Below are 18,785 nucleotides of genomic sequence, written 5' to 3' on the forward strand. Positions count from 1 at the left end.
CGCTACCGGGCCTTTCTTTAAGGAACGATGCCTTATGTATATCGGGATAGATCTTGGCACATCAGGTGTAAAGGCCATTCTGCTCAATGAGCAGGGCGATGTGGTGGCTTCAAAAACGGAGAAACTCACCGTCTCGCGCCCGCACCCGTTATGGTCAGAACAAGACCCTGAGCAGTGGTGGCTGGCAACGGATCGCGCGGTAAAAGCACTGGGTCAGCAGCATTCACTCCGCGAGGTGAAAGCGTTGGGGATTGCCGGGCAGATGCACGGCGCGACGCTACTGGATGAACAACAGAAGGTATTGCGTCCGGCTATCTTATGGAACGACGGTCGCTGTGCTGAAGAGTGCGAGATGCTGGAGAGTCAGGTTCCGCAGTCTCGAGCCATCACTGGCAACCTGATGATGCCTGGCTTTACCGCGCCAAAACTGCTGTGGGTGCAACGCCACGAGCCGGAGATTTTCAACCAGATTGATAAAGTCCTGCTGCCGAAAGATTACCTGCGTTTGCGCATGACCGGTGATTTTGCCAGCGATATGTCTGATGCGGCAGGGACAATGTGGCTGGATGTCGCGAAGCGTGACTGGAGCGATGTCATGCTGGCTGCCTGTAAACTGACTCGCGCACATATGCCTGCGCTCTATGAAGGCAGCGAGATTACCGGAACCTTATTGCCAGACGTCGCCAAAGCCTGGGGAATGCAGGAGGTTGCGGTTGTTGCCGGAGGCGGTGATAACGCGGCGGGCGCGGTTGGCGTAGGCATGATGAATGCCGGTCAGGCGATGCTTTCGCTGGGGACATCCGGCGTCTATTTTGCGGTGAGTGATGGTTTCCTTAGCAAACCGGAAAGTGCGGTTCACAGTTTTTGCCATGCTTTGCCTGAGCGATGGCATCTGATGTCTGTAATGTTAAGTGCAGCATCGTGTCTGGACTGGGCGGCAAAATTAACTGGACTGGCGAGCGTTCCTGCGTTGATTGACGCTGCGCAACAGGCGGATGAACACGCGGAGCCGGTCTGGTTTTTACCTTATTTGTCCGGCGAGCGTACGCCGCATAACAATCCGCAGGCTAAGGGCGTATTTTTCGGTCTGACGCATCAGCATGGTCCGGCAGAACTGGCACAGGCGGTGCTGGAAGGTGTGGGTTTCGCGCTGGCTGACGGTATGGACGTGGTACATGCCTGTGGCGTTCAGCCCGCCAGCATTACGCTGATCGGCGGTGGGGCACGCAGTGAATACTGGCGTCAGATGCTATCTGACATCAGCGGATTGCAGTTGGATTACCGTACCGGCGGTGACGTTGGCCCTGCACTCGGCGCGGCGCGCCTGGCGCAAGTTGCCATGAATCCGCAAACGTCGTTATCAGAGTTACTGCCTCAGCTTACGCTGGAGCAGGCGCATTATCCTGACGCGGAGCGTCATGCTCGTTATCAACAGCGTCGAGAAACCTTCCGTCGTATCTATCAGCAATTACAACCGCTGATGTCCTGATCACTTTCCCCTCTGGCTAGCAGAGGGGAATTTGCCGCATACATATATCCACAAAAATAATAAGTTACACGTATGGATGTATTCTGAAAGTCCTGCGTAGTCGCTTTTTTCTGTGTTGTCTTTAGCGGGTTATTCATATTGTATCCATGATGGATAAGGAGATCCCAATGAAGACAACCAGGCTGTTGCCATGGATATTATTTCTCTCAGGCATACTGACTTACAGTATCGGTTTATGGCGCGCATGCCCGTTATTGAGCGGCAAGGGGTATTTTTTGGGGGCGCTGATGACGGGGATGTTCGTAACGTATGCCTATCAGCGCGCAGTAAATCTCAATCAAAACGATGAACGCTTCGCTTCCGTATGTCAGATGGTGGCGCTCATCACGGCAGGGTTGTTGCTGGTGGGGGTGTGGAATGCCCCGTTGGCGCCCTTCGAAATAGGGTTATACCCGGCAGCATTCTTCGTCTGTTTAATGGGGCAATTTTTACTGCAGCGTTCGAGTAATCGGGCGCTGCCTGGAGACACCTAACTCACCAGCCTACGCGTATCAATACGCTGCAACAGAATAGACAAAAGTAAACTTCCTGCCAGCGTGGCGCTGAAAATCCACAGCATATCCAGCGGTGGCCAGTTTTTGAGTTCAATTCCGTTGGTACGTAGTGCGTGAATGATCAGCGCATGAAAACCATAAATGCCCAATGAATGGCGAGAAATAAGGCCCAGTAGCGGCAGAGTACGTGTGCTGAGCGTATTTTTGACCAGCGTCAGGAGCGAGGTGGCGCAAATAAATACTGCTGGGCCGCAGTAGAGGTACCAGGTGTCGGCAAAATTGCCTCGCCAGCGCAGTTCATGCAATGTGCCACGAGAAATAATAAATACTGCGGTAATGAATAACGCCGCACAGAGCCAGCTGAGCGCACGCTTTTGCGTATCCATCATGCCAATCGCCCGGCCCAGCATGCCGTACAGGATGTAATAGAAAGTATCGCCACTGATGTACAGGTTGACTGGGAGCCACTCAAAGCCGCCGATTTTTTGCGAGACGGTGTTGGGATTGGCAATCACCCCAATGACAACCATGAGCGCCAGTAGCATCTTGCCGCTGATATTTTTCACCTGTATCAGCGGAGAAACCAGGTAGATGACGGCGATCGCGAAGAAAAACCACAGGTGATAGAACACCGGCTTTTGCAGCAGGTTCTTCAGCGACAGCTCTGCGTTGATCGAGGTAAACAGCAGGATATAGACCAGCGCCACGCTGCTGTAAAACAGAATGCAGAGCGCGATGCGCAGGAAATGGCGCGGTTTGGCGCTACGCTCACCAAAGAACAGATAGCCCGAAATCATAAAGAACAGCGGAACGCTGACGCGAGAGGCTGAATTGAGCACGTTAGCCAGATCCCAATTCAACGGGCTGACGCTTTGCGCATTGGTGATGTACCAGGTTGTGGTGTGGATCATCACGACCATTAAACAGGCTATCCCGCGCAGGTTATCAATCCAGAAAATTTTGGGCTGCATCAGTTCCTCTGTGTCCATAAAAAAAAGTCTGACCGATATTTTGCGAACGTAGCTCACTGGAATAATCCGAGTTCTTACGCTAAAGCTTGAGATGGTCTGATGAGATTCTCAAAATAGGATCTGTTTCCAGACACTAATAATAAGACTGACCAGCAAACCAGGCGGTAATAAAATGATGATGAAGTATTTCTTTCCCGCGATCGCTGCCCTTTTGCTGGTAGCGTGCGCTGACACACAATCGTCTGCACCTGCGCAGAAAGCGCAAAAGGTTAAGGTCAGTGCCACACGTTCGCTGGATATGGAGTCATTGTGCAAAAATGAGGCGGCGCAACGCTACAACACTGGCGCGCAGAAAATTGATATCTCCGGCCTGGAGCAATTCCAGGGCAGCTATGAGATGCGTTGTTCTACCTTCCGTAAAGAGAGTTTTGTCTGCTCTTTTGACGCAGACGGGCAGTTTTTGCACCTTTCCATGCGCTAAGTTCCCCCTTTTTCCCGTTTCGTACTGTATATCTTGCAGCCAGCGGGTATACTGATCGCTTCCTTTAAATCCACACGTATCCAGCACGAAATAATATGCAAAAGTTTGATACCAGGACCTTCCAGGGCTTGATCCTGACCTTACAGGATTACTGGGCTCGCCAGGGCTGCACCATCGTTCAACCATTGGACATGGAAGTCGGCGCGGGAACATCTCACCCAATGACCTGCCTGCGTGCGCTGGGGCCGGAACCGATGGCGACTGCGTATGTGCAGCCTTCTCGTCGTCCGACCGATGGCCGCTATGGCGAAAACCCAAACCGCTTACAGCACTACTATCAGTTCCAGGTAGTGATTAAGCCGTCTCCGGACAACATTCAGGAGCTGTACCTGGGTTCTCTGAAAGAGCTGGGTATGGACCCGACCATTCACGATATCCGTTTCGTGGAAGATAACTGGGAAAACCCGACGCTGGGTGCCTGGGGTCTGGGTTGGGAAGTGTGGCTGAACGGCATGGAAGTGACGCAGTTCACCTACTTCCAGCAGGTTGGTGGCCTGGAATGTAAACCAGTAACCGGGGAAATTACTTACGGTCTGGAACGTCTGGCCATGTACATTCAGGGCGTAGACAGCGTTTACGACCTGGTCTGGAGCGACGGCCCGCTGGGTAAAACCACTTACGGTGACGTGTTCCATCAGAACGAAGTGGAGCAATCCACCTACAACTTCGAATACGCTGATGTGGACTTCCTGTTCACCTGCTTCGAGCAGTACGAGAAAGAAGCGCAGCAGCTGCTGGCGCTGGAAAATCCGCTGCCGCTGCCTGCGTATGAACGTATTCTGAAAGCCGCCCATAGCTTCAACCTGCTGGATGCGCGTAAAGCCATCTCCGTCACCGAGCGTCAGCGCTATATCCTGCGCATTCGCACCCTGACCAAAGCAGTGGCAGAAGCTTACTACGCTTCCCGTGAAGCCCTTGGCTTCCCGATGTGCAACAAAGACAAATAAGAGGCGGCCATGTCTGAGAAAACTTTTCTGGTGGAAATCGGCACTGAAGAGCTGCCACCAAAAGCACTGCGCAGCCTGGCTGAGTCCTTTGCTGCAAACTTTACCGCGGAGCTGGATAACGCTGGCATCGCGCACGGCAACGTTGAGTGGTTCGCTGCGCCGCGTCGTCTGGCGCTGAAAGTCGCGAATCTGGCGGAATCTCAACCCGATCGCGAAGTTGAAAAACGCGGCCCGGCCATTGCTCAGGCGTTTGACGCTGAAGGCAAACCGAGCAAAGCGGCAGAAGGTTGGGCACGTGGCTGCGGTATCACGGTTGATCAGGCTGAGCGTCTGACTACCGACAAAGGCGAATGGCTGCTGTACCGTGCGCATGTAAAAGGCGAAAGCGCAGAAACGCTGCTGCCAAACATGATCGCCACGTCACTGGCGAAGCTGCCTATCCCGAAACTGATGCGCTGGGGCGCGTCTGATGTCCACTTCGTGCGTCCGGTTCACACCGTGACCCTGCTGTTGGGCGACAAAGTGATTCCGGCAACGATTCTGGGCATTCAGTCCGATCGCGTGATCCGTGGACACCGCTTTATGGGCGAGCCGGAATTCACCATCGATTCTGCCGATCAGTACCCGGAAATCCTGCGTGAGCGCGGCAAAGTAATTGCGGATTACGCTGAGCGTAAAGCGAAAATCAAAGCCGATGCTGAAGAAGCGGCGCGTAAGATTGGCGGTAACGCTGATCTGAGCGAAAGTCTGCTGGAAGAAGTCACCTCGCTGGTGGAATGGCCGGTAGTGCTGACCGCGAAATTCGAAGAGAAATTCCTCGCAGTTCCGTCTGAAGCGCTGGTTCACACCATGAAAGGTGACCAGAAGTACTTCCCGGTTTACGCGAACGACGGCAAACTGCTGCCGAACTTTATCTTCGTTGCCAATATCGAATCGAAAGATCCGATCCAGATTATCTCCGGTAACGAGAAAGTCGTTCGTCCGCGCCTGGCGGATGCCGAGTTCTTCTTCAATACCGACCGTAAAAAACGTCTGGAAGACCATCTGCCGCGTCTGCAAACCGTGCTGTTCCAACAGCAACTGGGTACGCTGCGCGACAAGACTGACCGTATCCAGGCGCTGGCGGGCTGGATTGCTGGTCAGATTGGCGCTGATGTTAACCACGCAACGCGTGCTGGCCTGCTGTCCAAGTGTGACCTGATGACCAACATGGTCTTCGAGTTCACCGACACCCAGGGTGTGATGGGCATGCACTACGCGCGTCACGATGGCGAAGCAGAAGATGTAGCTGTGGCGCTGAACGAGCAGTATCAGCCGCGTTTTGCCGGTGATGACCTGCCGTCGAACCCGGTAGCTTGTGCCGTGGCGATTGCTGACAAGATGGACACCCTGGCGGGTATCTTCGGTATCGGTCAGCATCCGAAAGGCGACAAAGACCCGTTTGCGCTGCGTCGTGCTGCGCTGGGTGTGCTGCGTATTATCGTTGAGAAGAACCTGAATCTGGATCTGCAAACGCTGACCGAAGAAGCGGTTCGTCTGTATGGTGACAAGCTGACCAACGCCAACGTGGTGGATGACGTTATCGACTTTATGCTCGGTCGCTTCCGAGCCTGGTATCAGGACGAAGGTTATACCGTCGACACCATTCAGGCCGTACTGGCACGTCGTCCGACTCGTCCGGCTGATTTTGACGCACGTATGAAGGCGGTTTCGCACTTCCGTACGCTGGAAGCCGCGTCCGCGCTGGCTGCCGCGAACAAGCGTGTATCGAACATCCTGGCGAAGTCTGAAGAGACGCTGAATGACCGCGTGAATGCGGCAACGCTGAAAGAGCCGGAAGAAATTGCGCTGGCGATGCAGGTGGTTGTGCTGCGCGATAAGCTGGAGCCTGTCTTCGCTGCCGGTCGTTACCAGGAAGCGCTGGTTGAGTTGGCGGAACTGCGTGAACCGGTTGATGCGTTCTTCGAGAAAGTGATGGTCAACGTAGAAGATAAAGATCTGCGTATTAACCGTCTGTCTATGCTCGAAAAACTGCGCGAGCTGTTCCTGCGCGTGGCTGATATTTCTCTGCTGCAGTAACGGCCCTGCGCTGATTTAGAAAATGCCGGATGGCGGCTTCGCCTTATCCGGCCTACGAGAGAAACACCAGTAGGCCGGATAAGCATTGCGCCATCCGGCATTTTTTTATGTTGTTAGCGCAACTGCAATTTTGTCAGACATGTCTGGCTGTCTTCCATCGTCTTAATAGGATACTCCGCCGTTTTACCGTTGTAGCTCACTGCAATGGTGCCTTCCATATTGCGCGGTAGCCATACCCCGACAAAGCCATTACGGCCGCTCTTCATCGCTTTTTGTACCACCACATCACCCTTGTTATCCGTCACTTTGACATTGAATGTCTTCTCCGGCATTTCGCCCTGGCAGCCAGAAAGGCTGTGGTTGAAACAAGGATGTGTTTGCCATTCATACGGGGCAAACGACAGATAGAACTTGTCACCGAGCGGCAGGGTATAAACCTGATCGCCCGAAGAGAGCTTCAACGCGGTGCTGGTGATGGACGCTGAGTACGGCAGCGGGCGACTCTGCGGTGACTGATCAATCGTCTCTACGATTTGTTCGACGGATTTCCCGCTAAGCCCGTGTTCGGCCAGAAAAGTAGCTTCCGGCGTTGCCGCGAACGCAGTACCAGTGGTGAGCAAACCTAAAATCAGCAGCAGTGAGGATTTCGACATAGCTTCAATTCCTTGTGAAAATTGTGGAATATAGACTGGCTCACTATAAAGCTTGCCCTTAGGGAAAGGTCAAAGGGGCGACGGGTAAAGTAATGCAAAGAAGCGTTTAGGTGGGATGTACTGCGAAGTACAGATAAAAAAAATCCCCGCCGTTTGGCAGGGATTCAGAATTTTGAGCTTTTTAAGCTTACAGGCTGGTTACGTTGCCAGCTGCCGGGCCTTTAGCGCCGCTTTCGATGGTGAAGGAAACTTTCTGACCTTCGTCCAGAGATTTGTAGCCATCGTTCTGGATAGCAGAGAAGTGTACGAACACGTCTTTAGAGCCATCGTCAGGAGTGATGAAGCCGAAACCTTTGTCAGCGTTGAACCATTTTACGATACCAGTCATTTTACCGGACATAGTGTATTACCTTTTAAAAAATAAGTGTGCCTTTCGGCGATATGGCGTGCTTTACAGATTTTTTAACAGTAAAGGAAATGCTCACTACGAAGGGTATCAACGATAACTCTTGAAGGGACTTGCCTTACTAACTGCTGTAATGGTCTGTACGTCAAACCGTTGAGGGCATTAACTCATTTTACGCATGTGGATGCAACTACTATTTTCTTTTTTGTGGATAACCTTCGTAAGAGAACGGCCCTGAAACAGGACCGTTCTTAAGCAAAATTGAAAAATAGTTCAATCCATCAGTTGCTTACTTAACCTAGGGTCTGCCTGAATCAGGCGCATTAACTTCAATTCGGTAGTGGAAGGCTTTACGCGTTTAGACTCCCATTCATGAACCATCGCGACCGTCACGCCCATCACTCGGGCAAAATCATCTGTTTTTAAACCTGTCCCTCTTCGTAGCTGTTCAAATTCGGTGAAAGGGTTGGTTTTTTGCGGCAGAGTGACCGTCTGCGATACATCTTTAAAAACAATCTGCTCCAGACTGCTTAGCAGTTCAAACATAGGATCTTTGTATTCCATTGAGAACTCCTACAAATCACACAGCGGGATCGTGAATTTCTTCGAAGCTCATTAAGAGTAGTCGGAAAAAATGAAGCCGGATTTAAGGGTTGTGTGATGGATTCGTTTCAGCGGATCGCAGGTGACAATCTTTTGCTGGCTAACGAACTGATAAAGGTCGGGATCTCCGAACGATCGATTCCGATTGTAAAGATGACTAAAATATGACGCCGAGTGGTGAATGCAGCATTGTTTAGCAAAACGAACGGTGGCGGGAACGGTTATTTTCCCCCACAAGATTACGCGGAAAGGGTATCTTGCGGGGCTGACCTGGACTATCCTTGTCAACGTCAGGCACGCGGGTGTCGTTGTGCGCATTTTTGGGTGAAAGGAGTATTAAAATGGCGACAGGTAAGTCCTGCTCTCGCTGGTTTGCGCCTGTTTTGGCGCTCTTAATGGTAGTTGGCCTGAGTGGGTGTTTTGATAAAGAAGGCGATCAACGCAAAGCGTTTATCGATTTTCTGCAGAATACTGCAATGCGTAGCGGAGAGCGTTTACCAACGCTGACCGCCGATCAGAAAAAACAGTTTGGCCCGTTTGTGTCCGATTACGCGATTCTGTATGGCTATTCGCAACAGGTTAATCAGGCGATGGACTCCGGTCTGCGTCCGGTGGTTGATAGCGTAAATGCGATTCGTGTTCCTCAGGATTATGTGACTCAGCGTGAACCGCTGCGTCAGGCAAATGGTGCGCTAGGTGTATTAGGGCAACAGTTGCAGAATGCGAAACTACAGGCAGATGCTGCGCATGGCGCGCTGAAGCAGGGCGAAGATCTGAAACCGGTCTTTGATCAGGTGTACAACAAAGTTGTTACTGCACCAGCAGAGGCCTTACAGCCGCTGATCCCTGCCGCGCAAATTTTCACGCAGCAGCTGGTGCAGGTTGGTGATTTTGTGGCGCAGCAGGATACACAGGTGAGCTTTGTCGCCAACGGTATCCAGTTCCCAACGTCACAGCAGGCAAGTCAGTACAATACGCTGATTGGCCCGTTGGCTGCTCAGCATCAGGCATTTAATCAGGCCTGGACTGCTGCGGTGAATGCCGCTCAGTAATTAAGATACGGTAATGCATGAAAGGCCGGGTGAGCGTAAGCGCTACCCGGCCTTTTGTTTATGATGCGACCTGCGGGTTTACGCAGTTCTTCTCAACGCGTCCTTGCAGCGCATCGATTAAGTTATCCACCGCACAGGCCGCCATGTTGTAGCGCGTTTCGTGCGTGGCTGAACCAATGTGCGGTACGGCCACCACGTTGGGCAGTGACAGCAGCGGTGAGTCTACCGATAATGGCTCTTGCTCAAATACATCCAGGCCAGCGGCATGAATTTCGCCTTTTTGCAGGGCAGCAATCAACGCTTTTTCATCGACCACCGGGCCACGTCCGGCGTTAATGAAAATGGCGGAAGACTTCATTTTGGCAAACTGCTCGGTGCTGAACAGATGATGCGTTTCGTCGGTTAACGGCAGGATCAGGCAGACAAAATCAGACTCCTGCAACAGCGTATCGAGGTCGCAGTAACGTGCATTGAAGCGCTCTTCTGCTTCCTGATGATGACGGCGCGCATTATAGAGAATCGGCATGTTAAAGCCGAAATGCGCACGTTGTGCCAGCGCCAGCCCAATGCGGCCCATACCGACAATCCCCAGCGTTTTGTGGTGTACATCGGTACCAAACCAGTCCGGTCCGATACTTTTGGTCCATTCGCCGACCTTTACCCGTTCGGCAACTTCCACTACGCGGCGAGCGGTGCTTAACACCAGCGCCATTACCGTATCGGCGACGGTTTCCGTCAGCACGGTTGGCGTGTGCATCAACAGCACCTTACGCGCGTTGAGGGCATCGACGTCGAAGTTGTCATAGCCTACAGAAATCGTGGATGTCGCACGCAGCCTGGGCATTTTCTCCAGCAGAGCGGTATTGACGGCTTCACTGGAGCCCAGCAGACCTTCTGCATTGGCAAAAGCGTCGGCGTGCAGTGCGACCGTTTCCGGGCGCAGGTTAGGCACCTGAGTCACAGTAAAATGTTCTTCCAGGCGATGCAGTAAATCGTCGGGTAACGCTTTATAGAGAATAATGGACGGCTTCATGCGAATCTCCGTAAGTTAAAATTTAAGCGTGGCGTGCGCCAATAGGTAGCTGTTGATTATTAGCAGGCTTAACAATGAGAGTTAGCCACACTGAGACAAAAAGCGCTACCCCCATAAAAATGTACGAGGCAGACGGGCTGCCGGTAGCGCCATTGAGGTAGCCGACAAACCATGAACCAAAGAATGAGCCTAGCGCGCCCATGCTGTTGATCAGCGCCATTGCCCCACCGGCGACGTTGCGCGGCAGCATTTCCGGGATGATGGCGAAGAAGGGACCATAGGGGGCATACATTGCCGCGCCTGCAATAACCAACAGCGTGTAAGAAATCCAGAAGTGGTCTGCGCCTACGGCCCAGGAGCCGATAAACGCGAACGCCGCGATCAGTAACAGTGGCCAGACAAACAGCTTACGGTTTTGTAGCTTATCGGACGCCCAGGAGACGAGGATCATCGCCGCCGTTGCCGCCAGATACGGTACGGATGACAGCCAACCAACTTCCACCATCCCCAGGTTTGCGCCGCCGTTGCGGATAATCGACGGCAGCCACAGGACAAAACCATAGACGCCAATACTCCAGGCGAAATACTGCATACACAGCAGGATGACGTTACGTGAGCGGAAAGCCTCGCTATAGTTACGTACGGCTTTGATGCCTTGCTGCTCTTTTTCCAGTTGTGCCTGAAGCGCGGCTTTTTCAGATTCTGACAGCCAACCGACCTGAGACGGTTTGTCTTTTACCAGCACCCACCAACAGAACGCCCAGATGATGGCCGGGAAGCCCTCGATGATGAACATTTCCCGCCAGCCCAGCGCCTGAATCAGGTAACCGGAAACCACGGACATCCACAGGACGGTGACCGGATTACCGAGGATCAGGAAAGTGTTTGCGCGCGAGCGTTCAGATTTCGTAAACCAGTTGCTGATGTAAATCAGCATTGCCGGCATCACGGCGGCTTCAACGACGCCAAGAATAAAGCGGATGGCGGCAAGCATTGGAATATTGCTGACCATGCCGGTTAACGACGCGCATGCGCCCCAGAGGATCAGACAGACAAAAATCAGTTTTCGTACGCTGCGGCGTTCAGCGTAAATTGCGCCCGGGATCTGAAAGAAGAAATAGCCGAGGAAAAACAGTGCGCCCAGCAGGGAAGAGATCCCCTTGGTAATGCCGAGGTCCTCGTTGATACCGGCGGCGGAGGCGAAGCTGAAGTTCGCGCGGTCAAGGTACGCCAGGCTATACGTGATAAACACGATTGGCATGATGTACCACCAGCGTTTTGCTGCATTAGTTGAGCTATTCATAGACTGCCCTCTGGTTATGCTGATACGCCGCCTCTGTATGTAGGGTACAGAGTTGGCCGGGAGTTTATTCCCCTAATTGTTCACGTGTGGGTAATCCTTCGCTGTCGCCCTGAACCTGAATGGCCAGTGCGCCAATTTTATTGCCGCGGGTCACCGCCTGATGCAACGAGCGGCCTTCCAGCAGGGCGCTAATAACGCCTACGGCAAAGCCATCTCCTGCGCCGACCGTATCGACCACATTGTCGACTTTTACCGGTGCCACGCAGCCTTGTTCGCCGCTGGCGGTTTTGTACCAGGCGCCATCAGCCCCGGTTTTCACGATCACGGCCTTCACGCCATGGCGCAGATAAAAGTCGGCGATGGCTTCAGGCGTTTGCTGACCGGTTAAAATCATGCCCTCTTTTAACCCTGGTAAAACCCAGTCAGCCTGGAATGCCAGCCGGTTCAGTTTTTCCACCATTTCGGCTTCGCTTTTCCACAATACCGGGCGCAAATTCGGGTCGAACGAGATGGTCTTCCCCTGGGCCTTCATGGTGCGGGCGGTATGCGCCAGTAGCTCATAAGAGCTGGCAGAAAGTGCTGCTGCTACGCCGCTCAGGTGCAGGTGGCGCGCGCTGGCGAAATAGGCCTCGTGATAATCTTCAATGCTGAGGTGGCTGGCAGCGGAACCTTTACGGAAATATTCCACAATGGGATCGGTTCCATTTTCGACCTTAGATTTAAGCTGAAAGCCAGTAGCGTAACGCCCGTCCTGGGTGACTCCCTGCGCATCAATCCCTTCTTTTTCCAGCGACTTAACGATAAAACGGCCAAAGCTGTCGTTGCCAACGCGGCTCACCCAACCGACCTTCAGGCCCAGACGGGCAAGACCGGTCGCTACGTTAAGCTCCGCGCCTGCAACGCGCTTGATAAATTGCTCCACATCCGCCAGTTCGCCGGTTTGCGTGGCGACAAACATCGCCATCGCTTCACCAATAGTGACCACATCCAGTGAATTTTTCATGCGTTACTCCTCGCGTAACAGCTCGACGTAGCGGCGGGTAACCGCCGCCAAATCCTGCCCTTCCAGGGGGAACTCAATGCCGCGTGGGACATCGTTGGGCAGCGTTTTTAGCAGCGCCAGCCAGCGCGGATCGGCGGTATCTGGCGGTACGGCGCGGTAGCTGTCGCGATGTGCAACTGCGGCTTTAACATGGATATACCCAACGGTTGACGCCAGGTTCTGCGCCGCCTGTTCCGGGGAGTCGCCCACCCACAGCCAGTTGCCCATATCGAAGGTCAGAGATATCGGCAGGTTTTGCGCCTGACAGGCTTCGTTAAAGCGCTGCATTGGCTGCAGGCGTCCGCAGTCGGTCTGATCGTTCTCGACAACCAGCTCCATTCCGCTGTTGTCCAGCCATTGGAGTAGAACGTCGAACTGTTCGGTATGGGAAAAATGGCCGAGGGAGACTTTTAACCACAGCGCCTGCAAGGCCTGCGCTTCCTCAAGTAGTTCTGGAAGACGGGGGTTGAGGTTACCGTCTTCAAGGAACAACGGTTCAGGCGCTGAGTAACAGGCCAGCAGGCCGAAGATTTCGATAGCAGAGGCCATCATAGAGAGCGTTTTCAGCTCGGCGTCAGTTAATAGCTCGCGGCGGATTTCGACGCCGTCAGCACCGGCTTCAGCGATGATGGGCAGCATTGCCGTTTGCCCGCCTGCGGCCCGTACCTGGTCGTGGCCGTAAGCGGCGGTGACCACCATAATTTTTCTTTTCATGGAAACTCCAGACTAGCGTTCTTGTTATAACGCTAGATGGAACCGGTTCCAAAGAAAAGCCCATGATGTCGAATTTATGATCACCATCACGAAGGTAATTTAACGGGCGGTAGAGCCGCGCACGATCAGCTCGCCGGAGAAGACCTGTTCCTGAATGGTAGCGGAGCCGCCATCAATCCGGCGCACAACCTGCTCAACGGCGGTGTAACCAATCTGCCAGGTGGGTTGTTTCAACGTGGTAATACCGACGCCCGCCAGCTCAGCCCATTCCAGTTCGTCAAAGCCGAGTAAGCCAATGTCGCTCCCCCAGTTGAGGCCAATGCGTTTCAGGGCGCGGGCTACTTGTAGCGTGAGGGCACCGTTGGCAGAGATAACGGCTTTGCGCATTCCACGATGCTGCTGGTGAAACTGGCGCAGGGTGTCGTCCAGTTGCGTATTGTCCGTGAGCGGGACCTCGGCATTTTGCGCGATAACGCCAGGGTATTGCGCGAGCGTGGCGCGAAAAGCGCTCAGGCGTTCGCGGCGGGTATTCACCATGCCGAGTGGTTCGCTGAGGAACAGGATGGCTTCAAAACCTTGTTCGACCAGATGCTCGGTGGCAACCGTTGCCGCCTGGGTGTTATCCAGCCCGACCATATCACAGGCGAAATCGGGAATTTTACGGTCAATCAGCACCATCGGCAGCGCAGACTGTTGCAGGCGGTTCAGCCCCTCTTCGCGCATCCCGACGGCGTTGACCACTATCCCTTCGACCTGGTAGCTGCGCAGCAGGTCGAGATAATGCAGCTCCTGATCCACTTCGTTGTTGGTGTTACACACCAGCGGGGTAAAGCCTTTATCGCGACAGGCGGCTTCAATACCACTTAACACGTTGACGGAGTAGGGATTAGTAATATCGGCGATGATCAGGCCAATCAGGCGGGTACGACCATGTTTCAGGCCTCTTGCCATCAGGCTGGGACGATAGTCGAGATCGGCAATGGCTTGTTCAATGCGGGCCAGCAGCGCGTCGGAAAGCAGGTGCTTTTCACCGTTGAGATAACGTGAAATGCTGGTCTTGCCGGTTTTTGCAGCTTTCGCCACATCGCTGATGGTTGCCCGTGTTGATTTGCTCATCGCTGATTTTCCTGAATTTGGTGACAACACCTTAACGCGAAAATCAACGATGGCAAGTGCTTCATGCCGGATGGACGCGGACTGTCTCCATCCGGCACAAAACGTTACTGGATCGGGCTTAAGGTAATTTCTACGCGGCGGTTTTGCGCTTTACCTTCCGCTGTGCTGTTGCTGGCGATCGGATTTGCCGGGCCCATACCCTGAGTACGGATGCGGTTAGCTGCGACCCCTTGAGTGATCAAGGCGCTGGCTACGGAGTCTGCGCGCTGCTGTGACAGACGCATATTCAGATCCTGGCTGCCGGTGCTGTCGGTGAAGCCCAGCACGTTGACGGCGGTTTTATTGTACTCTTTCAGTACCATCGCCACGCCGGTCAGGGTGTTAGCACCCGCAGGCTTCAGGTTGGCGCTGCTGCTGTCGAAGGTGACGTTGTTTGGCATGTTCAGAATGATGTTATCGCCACTGCGTGTCACGCTGACGCCCGTTCCCTGCATTTTTTCGCGCAGTTTTGCTTCCTGTACATCCATGTAATAGCCGATACCACCGCCAACGGCCGCGCCAGCCGCTGCGCCAATCAGTGCGCCTTTGCCGCGATCTTTCTTCGAAGAAGAGAGTGCGCCAATGCCCGCGCCGACCAGAGAGCCAATACCTGCGCCAATGCCGGATTTACCCGCTTCGCGTTCGCCGGTGTAAGGGTTTGTTGTGCAGCCAGAAACCGCCAGGGCGCCGCTCACGATGGCAGCAATAACAAATACACGTTTCTTCATCTTAATTCCTTAATGACTTTTTCTTCTTTGCCACAGCGACCGTGGCGGTTGATTATGACGTGTGAACATGAAGAAAATTCCAGGGAAGACTCTGAAATTTGTAAGTAACATTGAACGGCATAATAAATAAGCCGTCACATCGCATTCAGGAGCGCCATTTTGGCTAATTCACCCGCACATTACTCGGTGTTAACCGCCGCCCACTGGGGACCAATCCTCGTCGACACTGATGGGGAGACAGTTTTCTCCTCGCGTGGCGCGCTGCCCACCACTCATCCCAACTCTTTGCAAACCGTGGTGCGCGACCAGGTTCACAGTAAAACGCGGGTACGTTTTCCGATGGTGCGTAAAGGGTTTCTCGCCTCGCCGGAAAACCCACAGGGCGTACGTGGGCAGGATGAGTTTGTTCGCGTCAGTTGGGACGACGCGCTGAATCTTATCCATACGCAGCATAAACGCATCCGTGACAGCTACGGCCCGGCCTCAATTTTTGCCGGTTCGTACGGCTGGCGGTCCAACGGCGTGTTACACAAAGCGGCGACCCTGTTACAGCGTTATATGGCGCTGGCGGGCGGTTATACCGGGCATCTGGGGGATTACTCGACGGGGGCTGCGCAAGCGATCATGCCGTACGTGGTGGGCGGGAACGAAGTTTACCAGCAGCAAACCAGCTGGCCGGTGGTGCTGGAGAACAGCGAGGTGGTGGTGTTGTGGAGCGCCAATCCGCTGAATACCCTGAAGATTGCCTGGAACGCGTCCGATGAGCAGGGCCTCGCGTACTTTGAGGCATTGCGCGACAGCGGTAAACGATTGATCTGTATCGATCCGATGCGATCGGAAAGCGTCGATTTCTTTGGCGATAAGATGGAATGGATTGCCCCGCATATGGGGACCGACGTAGCGCTGATGCTGGGCATCGCGCATACGCTGGTGGAAAACGGCTGGCATGACGAGGACTTTCTCTCCCGGTGTACTACCGGATATGACCGTTTTGCCGACTATCTGCTGGGTAAATCTGACGATGTTGCAAAAACGGCAAAATGGGCGGCAGAGATTTGTGGCATTCCGGCAGCGAAGATACGCGAACTTGCAGCGATATTTCACCAAAATACCACCATGCTGATGGCCGGATGGGGCATGCAGCGCCAACAGTATGGCGAGCAGAAACACTGGATGATTGTCACCCTGGCCGCCATGCTCGGACAAATCGGGACGCCAGGCGGCGGTTTTGGGCTGTCGTACCATTTTGCCAACGGCGGCAACCCAACGCGCCGGGCTGCGGTGCTGGCTTCAATGCAGGGCAGCGTTAAAGGCGGCACCGACGCGGTAGATAAAATCCCGGTGGCGCGAATTGTCGAAGCGCTGGAAAATCCCGGCGGTTTTTACCAGCACAACGGCATGGACCGCCATTTCCCGGACATCCGTATGCTGTGGTGGGCGGGTGGCGCTAACTTCACCCATCATCAGGACACTAACCGTTTAATTCGCGCCTGGCAAAAACCGGAGCTGGTGGTCATCTCGGAGTGTTTCTGGACCGCAGCAGCAAAGCATGCTGATATCGTGCTGCCAGCAACCACCTCCTTTGAGCGTAATGATTTGACCATGACTGGCGATTACAGCAACCAGCACCTGGTGCCGATGAAGCAGGTCGTACCGCCGCAGGACGAAGCGCGAAATGATTTTGATGTCTTTGCCGAGCTGAGTGAGCGCTGGGAAAAGGGCGGATATGAACGGTTCACCGAAGGTAAAAGCGAACTGGCGTGGCTGGAGACTTTTTACAATATTGCCGGGCAACGTGGGGCCAGTCAGCAGGTGACATTGCCGCCTTTCGCCGAGTTTTGGCAGCGCAACGCCCTGATCGAAATGCCGGAAAACGCCGCCAGCGCACAGTTTATCCGTTTTGCGGATTTTCGCCGCGACCCACAGGCGCATCCGCTGAAAACGGACAGCGGCAAAATTGAAATCTACTCCGCGAGGATTGCAGGTTACGGCTACGCGGACTGCGGGGGACACCCGATGTGGCTGGAGCCGGATGAGTGGTTCGGTAACGCCGAACCGGACCAGCTACAGCTGCTTTCCGCCCATCCGGCGCACCGTTTGCATAGTCAGCTTAACTACAGTGCGCTACGTGAGCAGTACGCGGTAGCGGATCGTGAGCCGATAACGATTCATCCGCAGGACGCCCACGCGCGCGGCATTGCGGATGGCGATACGGTCAGGGTGTGGAACCAGCGCGGGCAAGTTCTGGCGGGCGCGGTGGTGACGGCGGGTATTAAACCCGGCGTCATCTGTATTCATGAAGGCGCCTGGCCTGATTTGGATCTCGCAGCGAACGGTATTTGTAAAAATGGTGCCGTCAACGTGCTGACCAAAGATCTCCCCAGCTCGAAGCTGGGGAATGGCTGCGCGGGCAATACTGCGCTGGCGTGGCTTGAAAAATATAGCGGACCAACGTTGGCGCTTACGGCGTTTGATCCGCCTGCCAGCCCATAATCCACGTGGGGTGGTGAGTCTCTTCCTGCCATGCGCCGTCTTCAATGCGAAAACCCAGCGCATGGTAGAAGTTCACCGCTGATTGATTCTTCTGGTAGACCTCAAGGCTGAGTATCGAAAAGCGCTGCTGGACATGCTGCACCAGCGCTTTGCCGATCCCGCTTCTGATGGCGGCAGGTGCGACAAACAGCGCGCCGAGAAAGCGGTCGTCAATCACGCTGGCAAAGCCTTTGAGCTCGCCTTCTTCTTCCCACACCCAGGTTTGCGCGGCGGGCAGATAAACATCCCGCACCACGGATTCACTTTCGCGCCAGTAGCGCTCTTCGATAAATGGATGGGCATGGATTGTGCTTTCCATCCACAGCGCCAAAATTGACGGCAGATCGTCAGCCTTGGATTCACGAATCATGTTGTTCTCCCGGATAACAGATGCAGCTGGTGACATGGTCGTTGACCAGGCCGCACGCCTGCATAAAGGAGTAACAAATGGTGGTGCCGACAAACTTAAATCCGCGTTTTTTTAACGCTTTAGACAGCGCGTCTGACGCAGGCGTGGAGGTGGGAATATCGCTCAGGTTAGCGGCGCGAGTCACTTGCGGTTGGTTATCAACAAATGACCAGACGAATTCGCTAAACGACTCTCCGTTTTGCGCCATCGTCAGAAAAGCGCGAGCGTTGCCGATAATGGCCTGAATTTTTCCGCGATGACGAATAATGCCGGCATCCAGTACCAGCCTTTCCACATCCTCTTCGGTCATGGCCGCCACTTTTTCCGGGTCAAAATGGTGGAAGGCGTGGCGATAGTTTTCCCGTTTCTTGAGCACGGTAATCCACGATAACCCGGCCTGCTGGCCCTCAAGGCAGATCATTTCGAACAGCTTTTTACCATCGGTTTCGGGGACGCCCCATTCCTTGTCGTGGTAGGCAATGTAAAGTGGGTCCTGGCTGACCCATCCGCAACGCTGCATATTCTTCCTCGCTGTTTTTACTGGCGTAAAAATTTCATTCGGCCCGCCTTGACG

The 18,785-nt window shown here is 54.0% G+C and carries 19 protein-coding genes; 7 read left to right on the forward strand and 12 right to left on the reverse strand.

Features of this window, described 5'->3' with window-relative positions:
• Positions 1–34 precede the first annotated feature (34 nt).
• Positions 35–1,489, forward strand: coding sequence for a xylulokinase (xylB, locus tag OGY08_RS10655; protein WP_079934334.1), 1,455 nt, complete (start codon positions 35–37; stop codon positions 1,487–1,489).
• Between the two features lie 167 nt (positions 1,490–1,656).
• Positions 1,657–2,022 (forward strand): inner membrane protein YiaB, encoded by a 366-nt coding sequence (gene yiaB, locus OGY08_RS10660; RefSeq protein WP_111464537.1) that lies wholly within the window; start codon positions 1,657–1,659, stop codon positions 2,020–2,022.
• On the opposite strand, the gene OGY08_RS10665 is transcribed toward yiaB, so the two are convergent.
• On the reverse strand, positions 2,019–3,014 hold the full coding sequence (locus OGY08_RS10665) for an acyltransferase (protein WP_125362771.1): 996 nt from the start codon (positions 3,012–3,014) through the stop codon (positions 2,019–2,021). The two genes, yiaB and OGY08_RS10665, sit on opposite strands and share 4 nt — an antisense overlap.
• 172 nt (positions 3,015–3,186) lie before the next feature.
• Between OGY08_RS10665 and OGY08_RS10670 the strand changes: the two genes are divergently transcribed.
• From OGY08_RS10670 to glyS, 3 genes are all read left to right on the forward strand, one after another.
• A complete protein-coding gene (locus OGY08_RS10670; RefSeq protein ID WP_286565882.1) occupies positions 3,187–3,495 on the forward strand; it encodes a YsaB family lipoprotein in 309 nt (102 codons plus the stop codon).
• Positions 3,496–3,590: 95 nt separating this feature from the next.
• Positions 3,591–4,502, forward strand: coding sequence for a glycine--tRNA ligase subunit alpha (gene glyQ, locus OGY08_RS10675; RefSeq protein WP_001168551.1), 912 nt, complete (start codon positions 3,591–3,593; stop codon positions 4,500–4,502).
• 9 nt (positions 4,503–4,511) lie between these two features.
• Positions 4,512–6,581: a glycine--tRNA ligase subunit beta gene (gene glyS / locus OGY08_RS10680; RefSeq protein WP_008786433.1), complete on the forward strand. Its 2,070-nt coding sequence runs from the start codon at positions 4,512–4,514 to the stop codon at positions 6,579–6,581.
• A gap of 113 nt (positions 6,582–6,694) precedes the next feature.
• Here glyS and cueP read toward each other — a convergent pair whose 3' ends face one another.
• The 3 genes from cueP to OGY08_RS10695 all read right to left on the reverse strand — a co-directional run bounded on the left by cueP (position 6,695) and on the right by OGY08_RS10695 (position 8,204).
• The gene (gene cueP / locus OGY08_RS10685) at positions 6,695–7,234 is read right to left on the reverse strand and encodes a copper-binding periplasmic metallochaperone CueP (protein WP_032945331.1); all 540 of its coding nucleotides are present in this window, start codon (positions 7,232–7,234) and stop codon (positions 6,695–6,697) included.
• Positions 7,235–7,421: 187 nt separating this feature from the next.
• Complete coding sequence (gene cspE, locus OGY08_RS10690) at positions 7,422–7,634, reverse strand: transcription antiterminator/RNA stability regulator CspE (RefSeq protein ID WP_000014594.1); 213 nt, start codon at positions 7,632–7,634, stop codon at positions 7,422–7,424.
• 279 nt (positions 7,635–7,913) lie between these two features.
• Complete coding sequence (locus OGY08_RS10695; protein WP_003827383.1) at positions 7,914–8,204, reverse strand: HTH-type transcriptional regulator; 291 nt, start codon at positions 8,202–8,204, stop codon at positions 7,914–7,916.
• Positions 8,205–8,584: 380 nt separating this feature from the next.
• On the opposite strand from OGY08_RS10695, the gene OGY08_RS10700 reads away from it, so the two are divergent.
• Positions 8,585–9,295, forward strand: coding sequence for a DUF3053 domain-containing protein (locus tag OGY08_RS10700; RefSeq protein WP_003827386.1), 711 nt, complete (start codon positions 8,585–8,587; stop codon positions 9,293–9,295).
• A gap of 58 nt (positions 9,296–9,353) precedes the next feature.
• Here the strand turns inward: OGY08_RS10700 and ghrB are convergent, their stop codons facing one another.
• The 6 genes from ghrB to OGY08_RS10730 all read right to left on the reverse strand — a co-directional run bounded on the left by ghrB (position 9,354) and on the right by OGY08_RS10730 (position 15,270).
• The gene (gene ghrB / locus OGY08_RS10705; RefSeq protein ID WP_125362773.1) at positions 9,354–10,328 is read right to left on the reverse strand and encodes a glyoxylate/hydroxypyruvate reductase GhrB; all 975 of its coding nucleotides are present in this window, start codon (positions 10,326–10,328) and stop codon (positions 9,354–9,356) included.
• A 22-nt stretch (positions 10,329–10,350) separates the two neighbouring features.
• Complete coding sequence (locus OGY08_RS10710; RefSeq protein ID WP_003827389.1) at positions 10,351–11,631, reverse strand: MFS transporter; 1,281 nt, start codon at positions 11,629–11,631, stop codon at positions 10,351–10,353.
• A 64-nt stretch (positions 11,632–11,695) separates the two neighbouring features.
• Complete coding sequence (locus OGY08_RS10715) at positions 11,696–12,634, reverse strand: sugar kinase (protein ID WP_071446719.1); 939 nt, start codon at positions 12,632–12,634, stop codon at positions 11,696–11,698.
• A gap of 3 nt (positions 12,635–12,637) precedes the next feature.
• Entirely contained in the window at positions 12,638–13,387 is a 750-nt protein-coding gene (locus tag OGY08_RS10720) for a sugar phosphate isomerase/epimerase family protein (protein WP_286565883.1), read from the reverse strand.
• Between the two features lie 99 nt (positions 13,388–13,486).
• A complete protein-coding gene (locus tag OGY08_RS10725) occupies positions 13,487–14,503 on the reverse strand; it encodes a LacI family DNA-binding transcriptional regulator (protein WP_125362775.1) in 1,017 nt (338 codons plus the stop codon).
• A 104-nt stretch (positions 14,504–14,607) separates the two neighbouring features.
• Positions 14,608–15,270, reverse strand: coding sequence for an OmpA family lipoprotein (locus OGY08_RS10730; protein WP_003827397.1), 663 nt, complete (start codon positions 15,268–15,270; stop codon positions 14,608–14,610).
• Positions 15,271–15,429: 159 nt separating this feature from the next.
• On the opposite strand from OGY08_RS10730, the gene OGY08_RS10735 reads away from it, so the two are divergent.
• Positions 15,430–17,763, forward strand: a complete 2,334-nt coding sequence (locus tag OGY08_RS10735) for a molybdopterin guanine dinucleotide-containing S/N-oxide reductase (RefSeq protein ID WP_125362776.1) — start codon at positions 15,430–15,432, stop codon at positions 17,761–17,763.
• Here OGY08_RS10735 and OGY08_RS10740 read toward each other — a convergent pair.
• Both OGY08_RS10740 and tag read right to left on the reverse strand, forming a co-directional pair.
• The gene (locus OGY08_RS10740) at positions 17,732–18,172 is read right to left on the reverse strand and encodes an N-acetyltransferase (RefSeq protein WP_008786424.1); all 441 of its coding nucleotides are present in this window, start codon (positions 18,170–18,172) and stop codon (positions 17,732–17,734) included. The two genes, OGY08_RS10735 and OGY08_RS10740, sit on opposite strands and share 32 nt — an antisense overlap.
• Complete coding sequence (gene tag, locus OGY08_RS10745; protein WP_003846107.1) at positions 18,162–18,731, reverse strand: DNA-3-methyladenine glycosylase I; 570 nt, start codon at positions 18,729–18,731, stop codon at positions 18,162–18,164. The genes OGY08_RS10740 and tag overlap by 11 nt, the downstream gene beginning before the upstream one ends.
• Between the last annotated feature and the right edge of the window lie 54 nt (positions 18,732–18,785).

Source organism: Citrobacter sp. Cpo069 (genome assembly GCF_030332785.1).
Taxonomy (GTDB): Bacteria; Pseudomonadota; Gammaproteobacteria; order Enterobacterales; family Enterobacteriaceae; genus Citrobacter; species Citrobacter portucalensis.

Bases quoted from the DNA above. Each gene is read 5' to 3' on its own strand.
- xylB (WP_079934334.1), top strand. From the start codon at position 35: ATGTATATCGGGATAGATCTTGGCACATCAGGTGTAAAGGCCATTCTG.
- yiaB (WP_111464537.1), top strand. From the start codon at position 1,657: ATGAAGACAACCAGGCTGTTGCCATGGATATTATTTCTCTCAGGCATA.
- OGY08_RS10665 (WP_125362771.1), bottom strand. From the start codon at position 3,014: ATGCAGCCCAAAATTTTCTGGATTGATAACCTGCGCGGGATAGCCTGT.
- OGY08_RS10670 (WP_286565882.1), top strand. From the start codon at position 3,187: ATGATGATGAAGTATTTCTTTCCCGCGATCGCTGCCCTTTTGCTGGTA.
- glyQ (WP_001168551.1), top strand. From the start codon at position 3,591: ATGCAAAAGTTTGATACCAGGACCTTCCAGGGCTTGATCCTGACCTTA.
- glyS (WP_008786433.1), top strand. From the start codon at position 4,512: ATGTCTGAGAAAACTTTTCTGGTGGAAATCGGCACTGAAGAGCTGCCA.
- cueP (WP_032945331.1), bottom strand. From the start codon at position 7,234: ATGTCGAAATCCTCACTGCTGCTGATTTTAGGTTTGCTCACCACTGGT.
- cspE (WP_000014594.1), bottom strand. From the start codon at position 7,634: ATGTCCGGTAAAATGACTGGTATCGTAAAATGGTTCAACGCTGACAAA.
- OGY08_RS10695 (WP_003827383.1), bottom strand. From the start codon at position 8,204: ATGGAATACAAAGATCCTATGTTTGAACTGCTAAGCAGTCTGGAGCAG.
- OGY08_RS10700 (WP_003827386.1), top strand. From the start codon at position 8,585: ATGGCGACAGGTAAGTCCTGCTCTCGCTGGTTTGCGCCTGTTTTGGCG.
- ghrB (WP_125362773.1), bottom strand. From the start codon at position 10,328: ATGAAGCCGTCCATTATTCTCTATAAAGCGTTACCCGACGATTTACTG.
- OGY08_RS10710 (WP_003827389.1), bottom strand. From the start codon at position 11,631: ATGAATAGCTCAACTAATGCAGCAAAACGCTGGTGGTACATCATGCCA.
- OGY08_RS10715 (WP_071446719.1), bottom strand. From the start codon at position 12,634: ATGAAAAATTCACTGGATGTGGTCACTATTGGTGAAGCGATGGCGATG.
- OGY08_RS10720 (WP_286565883.1), bottom strand. From the start codon at position 13,387: ATGAAAAGAAAAATTATGGTGGTCACCGCCGCTTACGGCCACGACCAG.
- OGY08_RS10725 (WP_125362775.1), bottom strand. From the start codon at position 14,503: ATGAGCAAATCAACACGGGCAACCATCAGCGATGTGGCGAAAGCTGCA.
- OGY08_RS10730 (WP_003827397.1), bottom strand. From the start codon at position 15,270: ATGAAGAAACGTGTATTTGTTATTGCTGCCATCGTGAGCGGCGCCCTG.
- OGY08_RS10740 (WP_008786424.1), bottom strand. From the start codon at position 18,172: ATGATTCGTGAATCCAAGGCTGACGATCTGCCGTCAATTTTGGCGCTG.
- tag (WP_003846107.1), bottom strand. From the start codon at position 18,731: ATGCAGCGTTGCGGATGGGTCAGCCAGGACCCACTTTACATTGCCTAC.